Annotated in this window: 20 protein-coding genes; 11 read left to right on the top strand and 9 right to left on the bottom strand. The window is 73.1% G+C overall.

The annotated features are described in order from the left end of the window. Positions 1-16 precede the first annotated feature (16 nt). Positions 17-1,036 carry a hemolysin family protein gene (locus AC6CKD_RS31070; protein WP_498331952.1) on the bottom strand — a complete coding sequence of 340 codons (1,020 nt, stop codon included), beginning with the start codon at positions 1,034-1,036 and terminating at the stop codon, positions 17-19. Beyond that, positions 1,033-2,373 (bottom strand): hemolysin family protein, encoded by a 1,341-nt coding sequence (locus AC6CKD_RS31075; protein WP_498331954.1) that lies wholly within the window; start codon positions 2,371-2,373, stop codon positions 1,033-1,035. Before AC6CKD_RS31075 ends, AC6CKD_RS31070 begins: the two co-directional genes overlap by 4 nt. Positions 2,374-2,723: 350 nt before the next feature. On the opposite strand from AC6CKD_RS31075, the gene AC6CKD_RS31080 reads away from it, so the two are divergent. Continuing rightward, the gene (locus tag AC6CKD_RS31080) at positions 2,724-3,155 is read left to right on the top strand and encodes a GNAT family N-acetyltransferase (RefSeq protein WP_498331955.1); all 432 of its coding nucleotides are present in this window, start codon (positions 2,724-2,726) and stop codon (positions 3,153-3,155) included. Beyond that, entirely contained in the window at positions 3,152-3,775 is a 624-nt protein-coding gene (locus AC6CKD_RS31085; protein ID WP_498331957.1) for a hypothetical protein, read from the top strand. Before AC6CKD_RS31080 ends, AC6CKD_RS31085 begins: the two co-directional genes overlap by 4 nt. Positions 3,776-3,888: 113 nt before the next feature. On the opposite strand, the gene AC6CKD_RS31090 is transcribed toward AC6CKD_RS31085, so the two are convergent. From AC6CKD_RS31090 to bioB, 4 genes are all read right to left on the bottom strand, one after another. Further along, positions 3,889-4,755 (bottom strand): DMT family transporter, encoded by an 867-nt coding sequence (locus AC6CKD_RS31090; protein ID WP_498331959.1) that lies wholly within the window; start codon positions 4,753-4,755, stop codon positions 3,889-3,891. A 97-nt stretch (positions 4,756-4,852) separates the two neighbouring features. Further along, positions 4,853-5,554, bottom strand: a complete 702-nt coding sequence (gene bioD, locus AC6CKD_RS31095) for a dethiobiotin synthase (protein ID WP_498331961.1) — start codon at positions 5,552-5,554, stop codon at positions 4,853-4,855. 1 nt (position 5,555) lies between these two features. Next, complete coding sequence (locus AC6CKD_RS31100; protein WP_498331962.1) at positions 5,556-6,887, bottom strand: adenosylmethionine--8-amino-7-oxononanoate transaminase; 1,332 nt, start codon at positions 6,885-6,887, stop codon at positions 5,556-5,558. Beyond that, complete coding sequence (bioB, locus tag AC6CKD_RS31105; RefSeq protein ID WP_498331964.1) at positions 6,880-8,139, bottom strand: biotin synthase BioB; 1,260 nt, start codon at positions 8,137-8,139, stop codon at positions 6,880-6,882. Before bioB ends, AC6CKD_RS31100 begins: the two co-directional genes overlap by 8 nt. A 157-nt stretch (positions 8,140-8,296) precedes the next feature. On the opposite strand from bioB, the gene AC6CKD_RS31110 reads away from it, so the two are divergent. Next, positions 8,297-9,472: an 8-amino-7-oxononanoate synthase gene (locus tag AC6CKD_RS31110; protein WP_478686602.1), complete on the top strand. Its 1,176-nt coding sequence runs from the start codon at positions 8,297-8,299 to the stop codon at positions 9,470-9,472. A 62-nt stretch (positions 9,473-9,534) separates the two neighbouring features. Here the strand turns inward: AC6CKD_RS31110 and AC6CKD_RS31115 are convergent, their stop codons facing one another. Both AC6CKD_RS31115 and AC6CKD_RS31120 read right to left on the bottom strand, forming a co-directional pair. Further along, complete coding sequence (locus tag AC6CKD_RS31115; RefSeq protein WP_478686603.1) at positions 9,535-9,756, bottom strand: DUF397 domain-containing protein; 222 nt, start codon at positions 9,754-9,756, stop codon at positions 9,535-9,537. 12 nt (positions 9,757-9,768) lie between these two features. Then, a complete protein-coding gene (locus AC6CKD_RS31120; RefSeq protein ID WP_498331967.1) occupies positions 9,769-10,656 on the bottom strand; it encodes a helix-turn-helix domain-containing protein in 888 nt (295 codons plus the stop codon). 197 nt (positions 10,657-10,853) lie between these two features. Between AC6CKD_RS31120 and AC6CKD_RS31125 the strand changes: the two genes are divergently transcribed. Then, positions 10,854-11,306, top strand: coding sequence for an ATP-binding protein (locus tag AC6CKD_RS31125; RefSeq protein WP_498331969.1), 453 nt, complete (start codon positions 10,854-10,856; stop codon positions 11,304-11,306). 6 nt (positions 11,307-11,312) lie between these two features. Here the strand turns inward: AC6CKD_RS31125 and AC6CKD_RS31130 are convergent, their stop codons facing one another. Further along, on the bottom strand, positions 11,313-11,702 hold the full coding sequence (locus tag AC6CKD_RS31130; RefSeq protein WP_498331970.1) for a VOC family protein: 390 nt from the start codon (positions 11,700-11,702) through the stop codon (positions 11,313-11,315). A gap of 304 nt (positions 11,703-12,006) precedes the next feature. On the opposite strand from AC6CKD_RS31130, the gene AC6CKD_RS31135 reads away from it, so the two are divergent. The 7 genes from AC6CKD_RS31135 (at position 12,007) to AC6CKD_RS31165 (ending at position 18,573) form a co-directional block, all read left to right on the top strand. Then, entirely contained in the window at positions 12,007-12,309 is a 303-nt protein-coding gene (locus AC6CKD_RS31135; protein ID WP_389692573.1) for an urease subunit gamma, read from the top strand. 14 nt (positions 12,310-12,323) lie between these two features. Next, positions 12,324-12,635, top strand: a complete 312-nt coding sequence (locus AC6CKD_RS31140) for an urease subunit beta (RefSeq protein ID WP_498331972.1) — start codon at positions 12,324-12,326, stop codon at positions 12,633-12,635. Continuing rightward, positions 12,628-14,349 carry an urease subunit alpha gene (locus AC6CKD_RS31145; RefSeq protein WP_498331974.1) on the top strand — a complete coding sequence of 574 codons (1,722 nt, stop codon included), beginning with the start codon at positions 12,628-12,630 and terminating at the stop codon, positions 14,347-14,349. The genes AC6CKD_RS31140 and AC6CKD_RS31145 overlap by 8 nt, the downstream gene beginning before the upstream one ends. Positions 14,350-14,398: 49 nt before the next feature. Further along, entirely contained in the window at positions 14,399-15,073 is a 675-nt protein-coding gene (locus AC6CKD_RS31150) for an urease accessory protein UreF (RefSeq protein WP_498331975.1), read from the top strand. Positions 15,074-15,116: 43 nt separating this feature from the next. Further along, positions 15,117-15,821, top strand: a complete 705-nt coding sequence (gene ureG / locus AC6CKD_RS31155) for an urease accessory protein UreG (protein WP_498331977.1) — start codon at positions 15,117-15,119, stop codon at positions 15,819-15,821. An 80-nt stretch (positions 15,822-15,901) separates the two neighbouring features. Further along, positions 15,902-16,648 carry an urease accessory protein UreD gene (locus tag AC6CKD_RS31160; protein ID WP_498332042.1) on the top strand — a complete coding sequence of 249 codons (747 nt, stop codon included), beginning with the start codon at positions 15,902-15,904 and terminating at the stop codon, positions 16,646-16,648. A gap of 224 nt (positions 16,649-16,872) precedes the next feature. Next, on the top strand, positions 16,873-18,573 hold the full coding sequence (locus tag AC6CKD_RS31165) for an alpha/beta hydrolase (protein WP_498331978.1): 1,701 nt from the start codon (positions 16,873-16,875) through the stop codon (positions 18,571-18,573). Positions 18,574-18,595: the final 22 nt, after the last annotated feature.

Consider the following 18,595-nt stretch of genomic DNA (forward strand, 5'->3'; position numbering starts at 1 on the left):
GCGCCGCGCGCCGCCGCTAGGGCGAGGCCGGGCGGCCGAACAGCTCCCGCAGCACGTCCTCCATCGTGACCAGGCCCGTCATGACCCCGTCCGGCCCGAGCACCGCCGCCAGGTGCGTACGGCTGCGCCGCATCGCGGTCAGCACGTCGTCCAGCGGGGTCTCCGCCCTGACCTGCGCGATCGGCCGCAGCGCGGTGACCGGGAACGGTTCGTCCCGCTCCGCCGCGTCCAGCGCGTCCTTGACGTGCAGGTACCCCAGGATCCGGCCCTGGGCGTCGATCATCGGGAACCGGGAGTAACCCGACTCCGCCGACAGCCGCTCCAGTCCGGCCGGCGTGATGCCCTCACGAGCCGGAACCACCCGGTCCGCCGGCAGCACCACATCGGTCACCGGCCGCCGCCCCAGCCCCAGGGCGTCGTGCAGCCGCTCGCTCGCGCGGTCGTCGATGAGTCCCGCGTCGCTGGAGTCCTTGACGATCCGGGCCAGCTCGTCGTCCGAGAACGTCGCCGCGACCTCGTCCTTGACCTCCACCCGCAGCAGGCGCAGCAGGGCGTTGGCGAAGGCGTTGATCGCGAAGATCACCGGCTTCAGCCCCCGGGTCAGGGCCACCAGCGGCGGGCCCAGCAGCAGGGCGGTCCGCACCGGTTCGGCCAGTGCCACGTTCTTCGGCACCATCTCGCCGAAAAGCATGTGCAGGTAGGTGGCCAGGGCCAGCGCGACCGCGAAGGAGATCGCGTGGGTCAGCCCGGACGGCACCCCGAAGAAGTCGAACACCGGGGTCAGCAGGTGGGCGATGGCCGGCTCGGCCACCACGCCCAGCACCAGGGTGCACAGCGTGATGCCGAGCTGGGCCGCCGCCATGAGCGCCGACACGTGCTCCAGACCCCACAGCACGGCGCGCGCCCTGCGGTCGTCCTGCTCGGCGTACGGCTCGATCTGGCTGCGCCGTACGGAGATCATGGCGAACTCCGCGCCGACGAAGAAGGCGTTGACGACCAGGGTCGCCAGGCCGATCAGCAACTGGACGGCGGTCATCGGGTCTCCTCCGCACCGTCACCGGGAGCCGGTTCGACCGGCGTGTGCAGCAGCACCCGCGCGGCCCGCCGCCCGCTCGCGTCCACCACGTCCAGGCGCCAGCCGTCCAGCTCCAGGCTGTCGCCGGCCATCGGGATCCGCCCCAGCTCGGTCGCTATCAGACCGGCCAGCGTCTCGTACGGGCCGTTCGGCACGCGCAGCCCGATCCGCTGGAGCTGGTCGGTGCGCGCGGAGCCGTCCGCGGAGTACAGGGCGCGCCCGGAGGCGTCCTCCCCGGCCGGGGCCAGGTCCGGGGTCTCGTGCGGGTCGTGCTCGTCGCGGACCTCGCCGACGACCTCCTCGACGATGTCCTCCAGCGTGGCCACACCGGCCGTGCCGCCGTACTCGTCGATGACCACGGCCATCGTCTGCTTCCCGGACAGCCGGTCCAGCAGCCGGTCCACGGTCAGCGACTCCGGTACGAGCAGGGGTTCGCGCAGCAGCGAGGACACGGGGTGGTTGTGGCGCTCCTCGGCGGGCAGTGCCAGTACGTCCTTGATGTGGACGGTGCCGACGACGCTGTCGAGGTTGCCCCGGTAGACGGGGAAGCGCGACAGACCGGTGGCCAGCGTCGCGTTCGCCACGTCCTCGGCGGTGGTCTGCAGCTCCAGGGCGGTGACCTGGACCCGCGGGGTCATGACGTTCTCCGCGGTCAGGTCGGCGAGGTTCAGGGTCCGCATGAACAGTTCCGCGGTGTCCTCCTCCAGGGCGCCCTCCTTCGCGGAGTGCCGGGCCAGCGCCGCCAGCTCCTGCGGGGTGCGCGCCGATGCGAGCTCCTCCGCGGGCTCCATGCCGAACCGGCGGACCATGTGGTTCGCCGTGGTGTTCAGATGGCTGATGAGGGGCCTGAAGGCCCGGCTGAAGACCCGCTGCGCGGTGGCGACCCGCTTGGCTATGGCCAGCGGCGAGGAGATCGCCCAGTTCTTGGGGACGAGCTCGCCCACGACCATCAGGACGACGGTCGACAGCACGGTGCTGAGGACCAGGGCGGTGGAGGACGCGGCTCCGGCGGACAGTCCCATGGCCTCGAACGGGCCCTTGAGGAGGGTGGCGATCGAGGGCTTGGAGATCATGCCGATGACCAGGCCGGTCACCGTGATGCCGAGCTGGGCGCCGGAGAGCTGGAACGTCAGGCTGCGCACCGCGGCCAGGGCGCTGTCGGCGCCGCGCTCGCCGCGCTCGACGGCCCGTTCCAGTTCGCTGCGCTCGATGGTGGTCAGCGAGAACTCGGCCGCGACGAAGACTCCGCAGGCAAGGCAGAGCAGCAGCGCCACGACGAGCAGGAGCACTTCGGTCATCGGTCCGTCACCTCCGTCCCATGATCAACCAGGAGGAGGGGCGTCGCGCGCTGTCGCGTGCGGGAAGGGAGGGGGCTGGGGGGCTCGCCCATGGGCGGACGCTCACACCTTTCGTTCCAGGAGGGGGAGGGGGTCGGCTCCTACAGGGTAAAGGAAAGGTAAAGTGGGGGGATCGTTCCTTCGGCTGATCCGTTCGGCCCGGACGGGGCCGTTCGGGAACGATCTTCGCATCGAACCCGAGCCGGCGTCCGGGATACGTGCGCCCGCCCCGCGCGGGTCCGTACGCCGGTACGTCTCGGTGGACGGAAGTCGGTGGCGGGTCACCGGCCGGTCGTGCTTGGCTCCCGGGCATGACCGATCTGCACATACGGGCCGCCGTGCCGGCCGATGCCGAGACCGTGCTCGCCTTCTGGAAGGAAGCGGCGGAGGGCACGTCGATCACGGACGACGCGGAGGGCGTGACCCGGCTCGTCACCCGTGATCCCGAGGCGCTGATCCTCGCGGAGTGCGACGGGGTCCTGGTCGGGTCGGTGATCGCCGGCTGGGACGGCTGGCGGGCGTCCCTGTACCGGCTCGCCGTATTGCCGTCCCGTCGGCGCCGGGGGATCGCCACGGCGCTCCTGGAGGCGGCCGAACGGCGCTTCGTCGCCGTGGGGGGCCGCCGGGGCGACGCGATGGTCCTCGAAGCGAACGAACGGGCGCAGCGGGCGTGGGCCGCGGCCGGCTACCACCGCGAGGACCACTGGAGGCGCTGGGTCAAGCCGCTGGTGGAGACCGCGTGACGGCCCGCACCGGGACCGGGGCGCGCCTCGTGCCCCTCCTCGTCGCCGCCGCAGTGCTCGCGCCGACCGGCTGCGGCACGCGGTCCGCGGCGCCCGGGGACCCGGAGGCTCCCCGGGCGCCGTCCGTGGACCACGCGGCCCGGGCGGCCGCGGCCGTCGCCCGCCACGACGAGCTGTTCCCCGCGATCGCGGCGCGGTGCTCGGACGTGGGGAAGGGCGGCGGAGCGAGCCCCGCGGCCACGGCGGGAGAGCTGCCCGAGGACCCCGAGGCGCGCAAGTACGCGGAGAACCACGCCTACAAGAAGCAGGCGCGGCTCACCCCCGAGGCCGCGTGCCGGGGCGACGCGCACGCCGCACGGATCGAGGCGGCGGTGGCCGGCGGCCCCGGAGGGAAGGGCGCGCCGCACACGGCGGAGGGGGTGCACGCGGTCCTGACCGGCCTCGGGTACGGGTTCGACGACGGGGGTGTGTACGGATCCGGGTCGGCGGACGTCTCGTTCGTCCTGGCGGTCCCCGAGAGCGGCCCGTGCGTGACGGGCCGGCTGGGCCCGCCGGTGACCGTGAAGGCCCACGGGATGTACGTCGAGGGCGGCTGCCGGGAGCCCCGCGGAGGCCACTGACGGACTGAGGGCCGCGCACCGCTGACGGACTGAGGGCCGCCCGTCACTGACGACCTGAGGGGCCGTCCACGCGCGGGGCGGTCGGCCCCGACGCCACGGCCGAAGCCCTCGTCTCACGTCGCTTCGGCATCGACCGTGGCGCTGTGCCTGGCCAGGGCGAGCACTCCGGCGCAGATCAGCGACAGGCCCAGCAGCTGAGGCAGCAGCCACCAGTGGGTCCGCAGGTGTTCCTCGTACAGCAGCACTCCCAGGGCGACGCTGACGCCCGCGTCGCCGAGCGTCAGCGCGGGCTGCGAGGCGACCAGCGGGCCGCCCTGCATGGCGTGTTCGAGGAGCAGCAGGGCGCAGATGCCGGCCGCGGCGAAGGCGTAGGTCTCCCAGGTGCGCAGGAAGGCGACGATGCCGCCCTCGTCGAGTACGTGCACGGCCGACTTCATCAGCGCCGCGGTCAGCGCGTAACAGACGGCGGTCGCCGCGCCGAGGCAGCCGGCCCGCATCCGGCCGGGCGGCCGCCGCAGGCCGGCCACGGCGAGCACCGCCACCGCCACGGCGCACGCGGCCAGGGCCAGGACCCACCGGTCGAGCGGAACGTCCGTACGGTTTCCCGTCGGTGAGGCGGCCGCCAGCACGATCCCGAGCCCGGCGACCACTCCTCCCACGGCCAGCCACAACGGCCCCGGCATCCGGGTCCGCGTCACCAGCGAGGCGATCAGGAGCGCGAGCGGCAGTTCCAGGACGAACAGGGGCTGTACGAGGGCCAGCGCGCCGGTGGCCAGCGCCACGGCCTGCCCGACACCGGCCGCGATCACCGCCAGGATGCCGCCGAGCCAGAGCGGCTGCCGCAGCAGGTCGAGCACCAGCCCGAAGCGGAATCCGTCGCTCTGCGGCACGATGAGCGCCGCCCGCCGCTGGAGCACGGTCGCGAGCGCGTTGCTGAGCGCCGCGAACAGCGCGAAGAGGACCGGCACGAGGAAGCCCACTCCCCGATACTCATCCGCCGCGCCGCGACTCCCCGCCCCGACACCGCCCGGCATCCGCCCGGCACGGCCCGTTCCCCCGTCCGGCCCACGGACCGGGTCAGCCGGAGGGCGCCGACCAGGTGCCGTGGAGCGGGGCCGCGAGCCAGGAGGGCGCCGAGGTGCGGAAGGCGGCCGGGGCGAGGCCGCCCGCGCCGGACGGGACCGCGCCGAGGAGGGGGAGCGCGGAGACCGAGGGCAGGTCGGCCAGGTTGCAGCGGGACGCCAGGTCGGGCTCGGCCGGCCAGCTGCCGATCACCACGCCCGGCGAGGTCAGGCCGCGGGTCCGGAGGGCTTCCGCCGTGAGGGCGGTGGAGTTGAGGGTGCCGAGTCCGGCCGGAGCCACGATCAGCACCGGAGCGCCGAGCAGCCGGGCCGCGTCCGCCAGGGTGTGGCCGGACTCGTCGAAGCGGACCAGGAGGCCGCCCGCGCCCTCGACCAGGACCAGGTCGTGGGAGCCGGCGAGCTCGCGGGCCGCCTCCGCGATCCGCTCCGGGGAGACCGTCGGGAGACCCGCGCGCCGGGCCGCCGTGTCCGGTGCCAGCGGCTCCGGGTAGCGGGCCAGTTCCACCGTGGTGACGGCGGAGCCGGCCAGCCGGCCGACCTCCGCCGCGTCTCCGGGCTCGTCCGGGCCGACGCCCGTCTGGGCCGGCTTCAGCACGGCGACCGAGAGGCCCGCCGCCAGTGCGGCCGCCGCGACGGCCGAGGTGACGACCGTCTTGCCGATCTCGGTCCCCGTTCCGGAGACCATCAGCACCGCCATGTCAGGCCTTTCTCGCGGCCGCGACCACGGCCCGGCAGATGCGGGCGACGTCGGCGTCACCCGTCACGAACGGCGGCATCGTGTAGATGAGGTCCCGGAACGGGCGCAGCCAGACGCCCTCCCGGACCGCCGCCGCCGTGGCGCGGCCCATGTCGACGGGGTGGTCGAGCTGGATGACGCCGATCGCGCCCAGGACCCGTACCTCACGGACTCCCGGCAGGTCCGCGGCCGGGGCCAGACCCTCCAGCAGGGCCGCCTCGATGCGCTTGACCTCGCCCTGCCAGTCCTGCCCGAGCAGCAGGTCGATGGAGGCCAGGGCCACCGAGGCGGCCAGCGGGTTGCCCATGAAGGTCGGCCCGTGGGCCAGGACCGGGACTTCGCCCTGCGAGATCCCGTCCGCGACCCGCTCCGTGCAGAGCGTCGCAGCCAGGGTGAGGTAACCGCCGGTCAGCGCCTTGCCCAGGCACATCACGTCCGGGGTGATCCCGGCGTGGTCCGCCGCGAACAGCGCGCCCGTGCGGCCGAAGCCCGTGGCGATCTCGTCCAGGATCAGCAGCACGTCGAACTCGTCGCACAGCTCCCGCAGCACCCGCAGGTAGCCGGGGTTGTGGAACCGCATGCCGCCCGCGCCCTGGACCACCGGCTCCACGATCACGGCCGCCAGTTCGTCCCGGTGCGCGGAGAACAGGGAGCGCAGGTGGGCGGCGTAGGCCTCGTCCACGGGAGCGGAGAAGCCGCTCGGCGGAGCGTCCGCGAAGAGCTGGCGCGGGAGGATGCCCGACCACAGCTCGTGCATGCCGCCCTCGGGATCGCAGACGGCCATCGGCTGCCAGGTGTCCCCGTGGTAGCCGCCCCGCCAGGTGAGGAGGCGGCTCTTCGAGGGGCGCCCCACCGAACGCCAGTACTGGAGGCACATCTTCACCGCGACCTCGACCGAGACCGAGCCCGAGTCGGCGAGGAAGACGTGCTCCAGGCCGGGCGGGGTGAGCTCGACGAGCTTCGCGGCCAGCCGGACGGCGGGCTCGTGGGTGAGACCGCCGAACATCACGTGCGACATCCGGCCGAGCTGGCCGGTGACGGCCTCGTTCAGCGCCGGGTGGTTGTACCCGTGGATGGCCGACCACCAGGAGGACATGCCGTCGACCAGCTCGTCGTGACCCTGCGACGGCTCAGCCAGCCGGAGGCGGACGCCCGAGGCGGAGGCGACGACGAGCGGCTCCTGCCGCCCGGGCATCGGGCCGTACGGGTGCCAGACGTGCTGCCGGTCCAGCGCGAGCAGTTCGGCGGCCGGCAGCGCGTCGGGCGAGTGGTGCGCGTGGTGCTGGTCAGGCATTGGGAGCGAGATCCGTTCCCGCACCGCGACGGCGTACCGCCACCAGACCGGGCCGGACCTCGCCCGCTTCCGCCTGAGCCGGTACGGGTTCCTCCGCCGCAGCCGCCACGGGGGCCTCGTGCCCGGCGTGGCCGGAGCAGCCGCCGCACGCCGAGCCGCAACCGGGCCCGTCCGCCGGGGCGGAGGAGCCGCAGACCGGGGCGTCCGCGCCGTGCGAGCCGCAGCCCCCGCCGGCGGGGACGGCGTCGGAGCGGTGTGCGGGAAGCGTGGACGTACCCGCGCCCTCCACCTCGAAGCCGGCGTCCGCGATCATGTCGAGGTCGGCCTGTCCGGCCTGGCCCTCACTGGTGAGGTAGTCGCCCAGGAAGATCGAGTTGACCAGGTGCAGGGCGAGGGGCTGCATGGTGCGCAGGTGCACCTCGCGCCCGCCCGCGAGGCGGACCTCGACGTCGGGGCAGACGAAGCGGACCATCGCCAGGATGCGCAGGGCGCGCTGCGGGGTGAGGTTCCACTCCTTGGCCAGCGGGGTGCCCTCGAAGGGGATCAGGAAGTTGACCGGCACCGAGTCCGGGTCCAGCTCGCGCAGCGAGTAGACGACGTCGACGAGGTCCTCGTCGCTCTCGCCCATGCCCGCGATCAGGCCCGAGCAGGCCGACAGGCCGGCGGCGTGCGCCTTCTGCACCGTGTCGACCCGGTCCGCGTAGGTGTGGGTCTTGGTGATCGTGCCGTACGTGGCCTCGGAGGTGTTGAGGTTGTGGTTGTAGGCATCCGCGCCCGCGTCCTTCAGGCGCTCGGCCTGGCCGTCCGACAGCAGGCCGAGGCAGGCGCACACCTCGATGCCCTCGTTCTGCTCCTTGATGGCCTCGATCGTCTTGCCGACGCGGTCCACGTCGCGGTCCGTCGGACCGCGCCCGCTCGCCACCAGGCACACCCGCTTGGCCCCGCCGGCGACGCCCGCGGCCGCGGCCTGGGAGGCCTCCTCGGGCTTCAGCCACGTGTACTTGAGGATCTCGGCCTTCGATCCCAGGCGCTGGGAACAGTACGAGCAGTCCTCGGGGCACAGCCCCGACTTCAGGTTGACCAGGTAGTTCAGCTTGACCCGGCGCCCGAACCACTGTCGGCGCACCTTGCCGGCCGCGGCCACCACGTCGAGCAGTTCGTCGTCAGAGGTCGCCAGCACGGCGAGTGCCTCTTCGCGGGTCGGCAGCTCACGCCGCAGCCCCTTGTCCACGAGGGTGTTCAGCAGGTCCATGATGCCGATCCTGTCCCACCCGGGTACTCCCGGCCAAGGAGAGACCGAACAACATGGCCGGAAGAGAGTGTGTGTATCGCCACACCTGACGCATGGGTCACGGGCGGTTAGGGTCGGGCAGGTCTGTGGACTGCCGACAAAAACGCGAGGACCGTCGATGCCCGACCAGCACACCCCCGCCCCGGTGGACGTCTTCTCCTGGATCGACGAAGCGGAGCGGGCCAGGGAGCAGGCCGGACTCGTCCGGACGCTGCGTCCGCGTCCGGCGTCCTCCCCGCTCCTCGACCTCGCGAGCAACGACTACCTCGGTCTGTCCCGGCACCCGGAGACCGTACGGGGCGCGCGCGAGGCGGCCGAGCGCTGGGGCGCGGGGGCCACGGGATCGCGCCTCGTCACCGGTACGACCGAACTGCACGCCGAGCTGGAGCGGGAACTGGCCGCCTTCTGCGGATTCGAAGCGGCGCTGGTGCTCTCGTCCGGATACGCGGCCAATCTGGCCGCCGTCACCGCGCTCAGCGACCGGGGCACCCTGGTCGTCTCGGACGCGGGCAACCACGCCTCGATCGTGGACGGCTGCCGGCTGTCGCGCGCCGAGACCGCCGTCGTCCCGCACTCCGACCCCGACGCCGCCCGCAAGACGCTCGCCGCCCACCGCGGGCGCGCCCTGCTGGTCACCGACTCGGTGTTCTCGGTCGACGGGGACGCCGCCCCGCTCGCGGCCCACGCCGAGGCCTGCCGGGCGGAGGGCGCGGCCCTGCTCGTGGACGACGCGCACGGCCTCGGGGTGCTGGGCGAGGGCGGCCGCGGGGCGCTGCACGCCGCCGGGCTCGCGGGGGCTCCCGGGGTGGTCGCGACGCTGACCCTCTCGAAGTCCCTGGGCAGCCAGGGCGGGGCGGTGCTCGGCCCGGCCAAGGTGATCCGGCACCTGGTCAACACGGCGCGGACCTTCATCTTCGACACCGGGCTGGCCCCGGCCGCGACGGGCGCCGCACTGGCCGCCCTGCGCCTGCTCCAGCGGGAACCGGAGCGCGCGGACCGCGCCCGCGCGGTGGCCGCCGAACTGTACGGGCGGCTCACCGCGTCCGGCCTGACCGCGGCCCGGCCGGACGCGGCCGTGGTGTCGGTACGGGCCCCGTCGGCTTCGGCGGCACTGCGCTGGGCCGCCGACTGCCGCGAGGCAGGTCTGTCCGTGGGGTGCTTCCGGCCGCCGTCGGTACCGGACGGCATCTCCCGGCTGCGACTGACCGCGCGGGCGGATCTCACGGGGGACGAGATCAGCCGTGCGGTGGAGACGATCCTGGGGACCGCTCCGGCCGGAGCCACGGACCGCTGAACGGAGCCGCTACGGGCGCTCCCGCGATGCTGCGCCTTGCCTGCGTCCGGCCTGGGTCCGGCCTACGTCTCCAGATCCGCACGAACGGAGACGAGGAAGCCGTTCCAGGCCGGCCCGGTGAAGAGCACGGCCGGGCCGTCCGTCCGCTTGGAGTCGCGGACGGCGAGCAGACCGCCGCCGAGTACGGCCGTTTCCACACAGTTGTTCATTCCGGTGCTGCGGCTGCTGCGCCGCCACCGTGCGCTGTTCAGAAGTCCGCCTGTGGATAAGGGGGTTGCGGACACGGGAGTGCCTCCTTACGCGTCGTCAGCGAGGGCGCTGATGAGATCCGACGAATCGCGGGGCGGGAGGGCGTGCGCCTGGATGGTGCGGAACGCGGCGCTGTACGCCTCAAGGTCTTCCTTCCGCTCCAGATAGAGGCTACTCGTCAAATGGTCGAGTACCACCACATCCAGATCGGCGATGTTCGGAAATGAGAAGATGACGAACGGTCCGGTCAGGCCGAGATGTCCCCCCACGCTGAACGGCAGTACCTGAAGCCGCACTTGGGGCAAACGCGCCACCTCCACCAGATGCCTCAACTGTTCCTCCATCACCCCCGCCCCGCCGATCGTGCGCCGCAGCACCGCCTCGTCCAGGACGGCGCTCAGCTCCAGCGGCGGATCGGCCCGCAGGACGGACTGACGCGCCAGCCGTACGTCGACCAGCGCGTCCACCTTCGGCTCCGGCAGCCCGCCCAGCGCGGCCCGGGTCACGGCGCGCGCGTACTCCGGCGTCTGCAGCAGGCCCGGCACCACCGACAGTTCGACGGTGCGGGCCGAACGGGCACCCGCCTCCAGGCTGATGAAGTCCCGGTACTCCTGCGGCAGCAGCCCCCGGTAGTCGTGCCACCACTGGCGGCCGCGCCCGGTGTCGGCGTCCGGCGCGGGGCCCGCCGCCGAGGCCGAGAGGGCCTCCAGCAGGGCGCGCTGCTGCGCGCTCACCACGTCTTCCCCGTAGACGTCGAGCAGCAGCCGGATGTCCTCCACCTTGACGCCGCTGCGACCCGTCTCGATACGGCTGATCTTCGACTGGTGCCATCCCGCCAGCCGGGCCGCCTCACCACTGGTGAGTCCGGTCCGGTCGCGAAGGGCACGCAGTTCCTCGCCGAGCTTGCGTCGGCGCACCGCGGGACCATGCTGCACACCCGCCTCCTTCCACCGGCACAGCTCGCACCAGTCTGCCGTCCAAATACGCTCTTCCGTAGCAGAGTTCACCGCATCGAGCGACAGATATATGCATATCTTGGGGGATCGGCGGAAACAGCGGGACGATGGGTGGCACTCTGGCGTCCAGCACAGATCCGGGGCGGCTTCGCCCCGGTGGGAAAGGGACCGTCGCCATGGCAGATCACCAGGAAGCATCCGTCACTCTGCCGAGCGATCCCGCCTCGGTCGCGGCCGCCCGCCGCTACGTCGCGGAGGTGCTGGGCGAGTGGGGACTGTCCGAGGGGACCGAGGCCGCCGACAGCATCCGGCTCATCGTCTCGGAACTGGCCACCAACTCGGTGCAGCACACCTTCGGCAAGTCGCCGACCTTCACCGTGGACATCCGCCTGGAGCGCGAGGAGTGGCTCCGCATCGGGGTCACCGACAGCCACCCGCGCTGGCCCAAGCGGCTCCCGGCCGCCGTCCAGCAGGACAACGGCCGGGGGATGGTCATCATCCGCTGGCTCGCCGCGGAGGCGGGCGGCCGGCTCTCGGTCAGTCCGACCGAGGACGGCGGCAAGACCGTGTGGATCGCCCTGCCCTGGGTGGCCGCCGGAGCTCCGGCGAGGACGCGCACCGGTTGTTGAGGCCGGTCAGGCCCCGGCGCGCTCCGACACGCCGCGCTCTATGCACAGCTCGTTGCCCTCGGGGTCGGTCAGCGTGACCCAGCCGGTGCCGTCCTCCCTGCGGTGGTCGGCCTGGAGCTTCGCGCCGAGCGCGACGAGCCGCTCGACGTTCTCGTCGCGCGTGCCGGTGGTCGGCATGATGTCCAAGTGGACCCGGTTCTTGGCCGACTTGGCCTCGGGCACCCGCACGAAGAGGATTCCGGGCACGCCGGGCTGACCCGGGTCCAGCAGGATCTCGTCGTCCTCCGGATCGTCGTCCGGGTGGATGGGGAAGCCGGTGACCGCGGACCAGAACCGCGCCAGCGGGTAGGGCTCCTGGGCGTCGAAGGTGATGTGGCGGACGGGGTTGACGAACATGCTGCTCCTGATCGGCGGGGCCGTATACGGATCCGGGTCTGGCGGCGCCCGGAGTTGAACCGGGTACCTGCTCGAAACGTGGGTTAACTCAACGGAAAAGCGCGGCGCCTAGCGTGGCGGCCACGTTCCCTCCGTCAATGATCACCCATGGGCCGGCAAAGCGGCGGTGGGCGGGACGGAAAGTCTTTCCCTGTGTTGGGCAAGACATGCTTGGCTCGGATATGCGCAGGTCAACAAAGCGTTGGCGGCCCATAGGGTCGGCTCGGCGCGGTTTTGATCATGTCCCGGAAGCTTGGTGATTGCTGTGCAGCTGACCCCCCACGAGCAGGAGAGACTGCTCATCCACGTGGCCGCCGACGTGGCCGAGAAACGCAAGGCGCGGGGCGTGCTCCTCAACCATCCCGAGGTGATCGCCCTGATCACAGCACACATCCTCGAAGGGGCCCGCGACGGCCGCACGGTGGCCGAGCTGATGGCCTCCGGACGGACCGTGCTCTCCCGGGAAGAGGTCATGGAGGGGATCCCCGAGATGATCCACGACGTCCAGGTCGAGGCGACCTTCCCGGACGGCACCAAGCTCGTCACGGTCCACGACCCCATCGTCTGAGAGCGAGTACCCGCATGATCCCCGGCGAAATCGCCTACGGGGACGGCCCGGTGCGCCTCAACGAAGGCCGGCCCGTGACCCGACTCACCGTGCTCAACTCCGCCGACCGGCCCGTCCAGGTCGGCTCGCACTACCACTTCGCCGAGGCCAACCCCGGCCTCGACTTCGACCGCCGCGCCGCCCACGGGCTGCGCCTCGACATCGCCGCCGGCACCGCGGTCCGCTTCGAGCCGGGCATCCCGGTCGCCGTGGCCCTCGTACCGCTGGCCGGACTGCGCACCGTGCCGGGACTGCGCGGGGAGACCGGAGGGCCGCTCGATGGCTGAGATGTCGCGCCAGGTCTACGCCGACCTCTTCGGGCCCACCACGGGCGACCGCATCCGCCTCGCCGACACCGACCTCTTCGTCGAGATCGAGCAGGACCTCGGCGGCGGCCCCGGCCGGGCCGGAGACGAAGCCGTCTTCGGCGGCGGCAAGGTCATCCGCGAATCCATGGGCCAGGCCCGCACCACCCGCGCCGAAGGCGCCGCCGACACCGTCATCACCGGGGTGGTGATCCTCGACCACTGGGGCATCGTCAAGGCCGACGTCGGCATCCGCGACGGCCGGATCTGCGGCATCGGCAAGGCGGGCAACCCCGACACCATGGACGGCGTCGACCGCGCCCTGGTGATCGGCCCCGAGACCGAGATCATCGCGGGCAACGGGAAGATCCTCACCGCGGGCGCCGTCGACGCCCACGTGCACTTCATCTCCCCGACCGTGATCGAGGAGGCCCTCGCCTCCGGCATCACCACCCTCGTCGGCGGCGGCACCGGCCCCGCGGAGGGCACCAAGGCCACCACCGTCGCCCCCGGACCCTGGCACCTGGCCCGGATGTTCGCCGCGCTGGAGGCCTACCCCGTCAACATCGGCCTGCTCGGCAAGGGCAACACCATGTCCCGCGAGGGCATGTACTCCCAACTGCGCGGCGGTGCGCTCGGCTTCAAGCTCCACGAGGACTGGGGGTCCACCCCCGCCGTCATCGACGCCTGCCTCACCGTCTGCGAGGAGACCGGCGTCCAGGCGGCCATCCACACCGACACCCTCAACGAGGCCGGATTCGTCGCCGACACCCTCGCCGCCATCGGCGGGCGGACCATCCACTCGTACCACACCGAAGGCGCCGGCGGCGGGCACGCCCCCGACATCATCACCGTGGTCTCCGAGCCGAACATCCTGCCCAGCTCCACCAACCCGACCCGGCCGCACACCGTCAACACCGTCGAGGAACACCTCGACATGCTCATGGTCTGCCACCACCTCAACCCCGCCGTCCCCGAGGACCTGGCCTTCGCCGAGTCCCGGATCCGGCCCTCCACCATCGCAGCCGAGGACGTCCTGCACGACCTCGGAGCCATCTCGATCATCTCCTCCGACTCCCAGGCCATGGGCCGCGTCGGCGAGGTCGTCCTGCGCACCTGGCAGACCGCCCACGTGATGAAGAAGCGGCGCGGCCCCCTGCCCGGCGACGGACCCGCCGACAACCACCGGGCCCGGCGCTACGTCGCCAAGTACACGATCAACCCCGCCGTCGCCCAGGGCCTGGCCCGCGAGATCGGCTCCGTCGAGACCGGCAAACTCGCCGACCTGGTGCTGTGGAAGCCCGCCTTCTTCGGGGTCAAACCCGAACTGGTCATCAAGGGCGGCCAGATCGCCTACGCGCAGATGGGCGATGCCAACGCCTCCATCCCCACCCCGCAGCCGGTCCTGCCGCGCCCCATGTTCGGAGCGTACGGGCGTGCCCCCGGCCTCAACTCGGTCAACTTCACGGCCCAGGCGGCCCTCGACGACGGACTGCCCGAACGGCTCGGACTCGGCAAGGAGTTCCTCGCCATCGAGAGCACCCGCAAGGTGACCAAGGCGGACATGCGCAACAACGACGCCATGCCGAGGGTGGAGGTCGACGCCGACACCTTCACGGTCACCATCGACGGCGACGTGGTGGAACCGGCTCCTGCGACGGAACTCCCCATGACCCAGCGTTACTTCCTCTTCTGATGGGGGCCTCTTCTGATGGGAATCCCCTGAGGGGAAGGGGCCTCTCACGATGAGTCTCGCCACCCTCCTCGTCCTCGCCGACGGCCGCTTCCCCGCCGGGGGCCACGCCCACTCCGGCGGGGCCGAGGCCGCCTGCAAGGCGGGCAGGATCCACGACGCCGAAACCCTGGCGGAGTTCTGCCGGGGCCGGCTGCACACCGCCGGTCTCGTCGCGGCCGCCCTCGCCGCGGCGGCCGCCCTCGGGACCGACCCGGCGGACCTCGACGAAGCCGCCGACGCCCGGACCCCGTCGCCCGCGCTGCGCGCCGCCGCACGGCGGCTCGGGCGCCAGCTGATGCGGGCCGCCCGCGCCACCTGGCCCGGCCCGGAACTGGAGGCGCTGGCCGCCGCCTTCCCGCGCGGGGCGCACCAGCCCGTGGTGCTCGGCGTCACGGCCCGGTCGGCGGGGCTCGGGCCGCTGGACGCCGCGCACGTGGCGGCGTACGAGAGCGTGAGCGGGCCGGCCACCGCCACCGTACGGCTGCTCGGCCTGGACCCCTTCGAGGCCAGCCGGGTCCTGGCCGGGCTCGCCCCCGAGCTGGACTCCGTGTCCCGGCGGGCGGAGCGGGCCGCCCTGCGGGCCCGCACCGACGGTACGCACACCCTGCCCGCGGCCTCCTCGCCGCTGCTGGACATCGCGGCGCAAGCCCATGCCGACTGGCCGGTACGGCTGTTCGCCTCCTGATCCGCCCCGTTCACCCCCCTGCTCCACCCCCAAGGAGACCACCATGCACCTCGACACCTCCCTCGGCGGCGGGACCTTCCCGCACCGCCACACCCACGGCGCCGAGCCGCTGCGGACGGACGGGACCCGCCGGGCCCTGCGCATCGGGCTCGGCGGCCCCGTCGGCTCCGGCAAGACCGCCACCGTCGCCGCCCTGTGCCGGGCCCTGCGCACGGAGGTGTCCATGGCCGTGGTCACCAACGACATCTACACCCGCGAGGACGCCGAGTTCCTGCTCCGTGAAGCGGTCCTGCCGCCCGAGCGGATCAGCGCCGTGGAGACCGGAGCCTGCCCGCACACCGCCATCCGCGACGACATCTCCGCCAACTTGGAAGCCGTCGAGGAACTGGAGGAGGCCTTCCACGGGCAGGGACGGCTCGGCCTGATCCTCGTCGAGTCCGGGGGCGACAACCTCACCGCCACCTTCTCCCGGGGCCTCGTCGACGCCCAGATCTTCGTCATCGACGTGGCCGGCGGCGACGACATCCCGCGCAAGGGCGGCCCCGGCGTCACCACCGCCGACCTGCTCGTCGTCAACAAGACCGACCTCGCCCCGCACGTCGGCTCGGACCTGGACCGGATGGCCCGCGACGCCGCCGAACAGCGCGGCGACCTGCCCGTCGCGTTCCAGTCCTTGCGCAGCGAGGAGGGTGTGGCCCCGGTGGCCGCCTGGGTGCGCGAGCGGATCGCCGCCTGGACCGCGCGGTGAGCCCCGCGGCGGCCCCGACGGACCTCACCGCGGGCCCGGGCGCACCCCCCGCCCGGCCCCCGGCCCCCGCGCCGGGCGGCCTGCGCGCCACCGCCCGGATCGGCGCGGCCGCCGACGGGCGGGGCTCCACCGCCCTGCCGCTCCTGGCCGGGGAGGGGCCGCTCGCCCTGCGCCGCACCCGGGGCGGGCCCGGCGAGGCGGGGGTCATGCTGGTCGGCGCCATGAGCGCCCCCCTGGGCGGCGACCACCTCACGGTCGAGGCCACCGCCGGACCGGGCGCCCGGCTGGTGCTCCGCTCGGCGGCGGCCACCCTGGCCCTGCCCGGCCGGCACGGGGAACCCGCGCGGTACGACGTACGGCTCCGGCTGGCCGGCGGGGCCGCGGTGCGCTGGCTGCCCGAGCCCCTCGTCTCGGTGCGCGGCAGCGACCTGCGGGTCCGGACCCGCGCCGAACTCGCCCCCACCGCCCGGCTCCTGCTGCGCGAGGAGCAGGTGCTCGGCCGTACCGGGGAGGCCCCGGGCCTGCTGCGCGCCCGGCTCACCGTGACCCGGGACGGGCGGCCGCTGCTGGACCAGGAGCTGGCCTGCGGCCCCGGAGCACCCGGCGGCTGGGACGGTCCGGCGGGACTCGCCGGCCACCGGGCGCTGGGCCAGCTGCTGGTGGTGGACCCGGAGTTCGCGAAGGCCCCGCCGCGGGCCGCGATGCTGGGGGAGTTCGCTGCGGTCACCCCGCTGGCGGGTCCGGCCGTCCTGGTCACGGCCCTGGCCCCGGACGCACTGCGGCTGCGCGAACTGCTCGACTCCGCCTGCGCCGCCTACGGTTGGTGAACCAGGTCGGCCACCACCACGGGCGACGGCCCGCGAACCCGGGACGAAGCCGACACCGCTCAGCGGTACACGCATTTCCGGATATCGGCTTGGCAAAGAACGGCCCCGTGCCCTGTCGCCCGCTCCCGGTCAGGCGGAAGTATCCCCTGCACGTGCCGAGGCACATCCACGCCGGCACGAACCACGCCGCCCACGGCGGCAGATGACGCAGGGGGAACAACCACGTGATACGCAACGCGGTGCTGGGGAGCGCCGCCACTCTGGTCACCGGAACGCTGGCGGCGGGCCTGCTGCTCGCTCCGTCGGCGTCGGCCACCTCGACGTTCTCGTCGGGCTCCCCCGGCCCCTCCGGCCGCGACAACCCGGTCGCCGAGGCCTTCGGCACCCAGATCGCCGCCGCCCGCGCGGCGCGCGCCGGGATCGACTGGAAGGACTGCCCGCCCGACTGGGGCTTCGCGGCGCCCATCCAGTGCGGCTACGTGAAGGTCCCGCTCGACTACGCCAAGCCCTTCGGCAAGACGATCGACCTCGCGGTCAACCGCGCCGTCAGCACCGGCACCAAGGAGGAGCGCCAGGGCGCCCTCATCTACAACCCGGGCGGACCCGGCGCCTCCGGCATGCGCTTCCCCCGCCGCATCACCACGAACAGCCCGCTGTGGGTGAACACCGCGAAGGCGTACGACTTTGTGGGCTTCGACCCGCGCGGCGTCGGCCACTCCGCGCCGATCTCCTGCATCGACCCGCAGGAGTACGTCAAGGCCCCCAAGGCCGACCCGGTGCCGGACACCAACGCGGACAAGAACGCCCAGCGCAAGCTCGCCGAGGAGTACGCGGACGGCTGCAAGGAGCGCAGCGGCGAGATGCTGCCGTTCATGACCACGCCGAACGTCGCGCGTGACCTGGACGTCATCCGTGCCGCCCTCGGCGAGAAGAAGCTCAACTTCCTCGGCGTCTCCTACGGCACCTACATCGCCGGGGTCTACGCGACCCTGTTCCCGACGCACGTGCGCCGCATGATCGCGGACAGCGTGGTCGACCCGTCCCGCGACAACATCTGGTACGAGGCCAACCTCGGCCAGGACGTCGCCTTCCAGACGCGCTGGAACGACTGGCAGGACTGGGTCGCCAAGAACGACGCCTCCTTCCACCTGGGCACCAGCCGCGCCGAGGTCGAGGCCAAGTGGCTGGAGCTGCGCGCCAAGGCCAAGGCCAACCCGCTCGGTGGGATCGTCGGCCCGGCCGAGCTCATCGGCTTCTTCCAGAGCGCCCCGTACTACGACTCCGCCTGGGTGCCCGTCGCCCAGACCTGGGCCGCGTACGCCGCCGGTGACGAGCAGGCGCTGATCGACGCCATCGCCCCCGACATGAGCGACGTCCAGGGCAACGCCTCGGCGGAGAACGGCAACGCGGTCTACACAGCCGTCGAGTGCGCCGACGCCAAGTGGCCCACCAGCTGGTCCAAGTGGGACCGGGACAACACCAGGCTGCACGCCCAGTACCCCTTCATGACCTGGGCCAACGCGTGGATGAACCTGCCCTGCGCCACCTGGAAGTCCAAGCAGCACCACGCGATCGAGGTCGGGGTCGGCGCCCACCGCGGCCTGCCGCCGGTGCTGATCGTCCAGGCCGAGCGGGACGCTGCCACGCCGTACAAGGGCGGGGTCTCGCTGAACCAGCGCCTCGCCGGCTCGCGGCTGATCACCGAGCAGGGCGCGGGCTCGCACGGGGTCACCAACCTGGTGAACCCCTGCGTCAACACCCGGGTGGACGCCTACCTGCTCACCGGCAAGGTCGACGCCCAGAACGTGACGTGCGCTCCGCACGCCACCCCGGTGGCCCCGGCCCCCGTCGCCGCCAAGCTGCTCGCGCCGGCCCCGGCCGCCGCCGACCGGCAGGCGATCGACGAGCTCCCGGCCATCCGCTAGCGGGACCCGGCGGGAACGGTTC

Source organism: Streptomyces sp. GQ60, assembly GCF_059758875.1.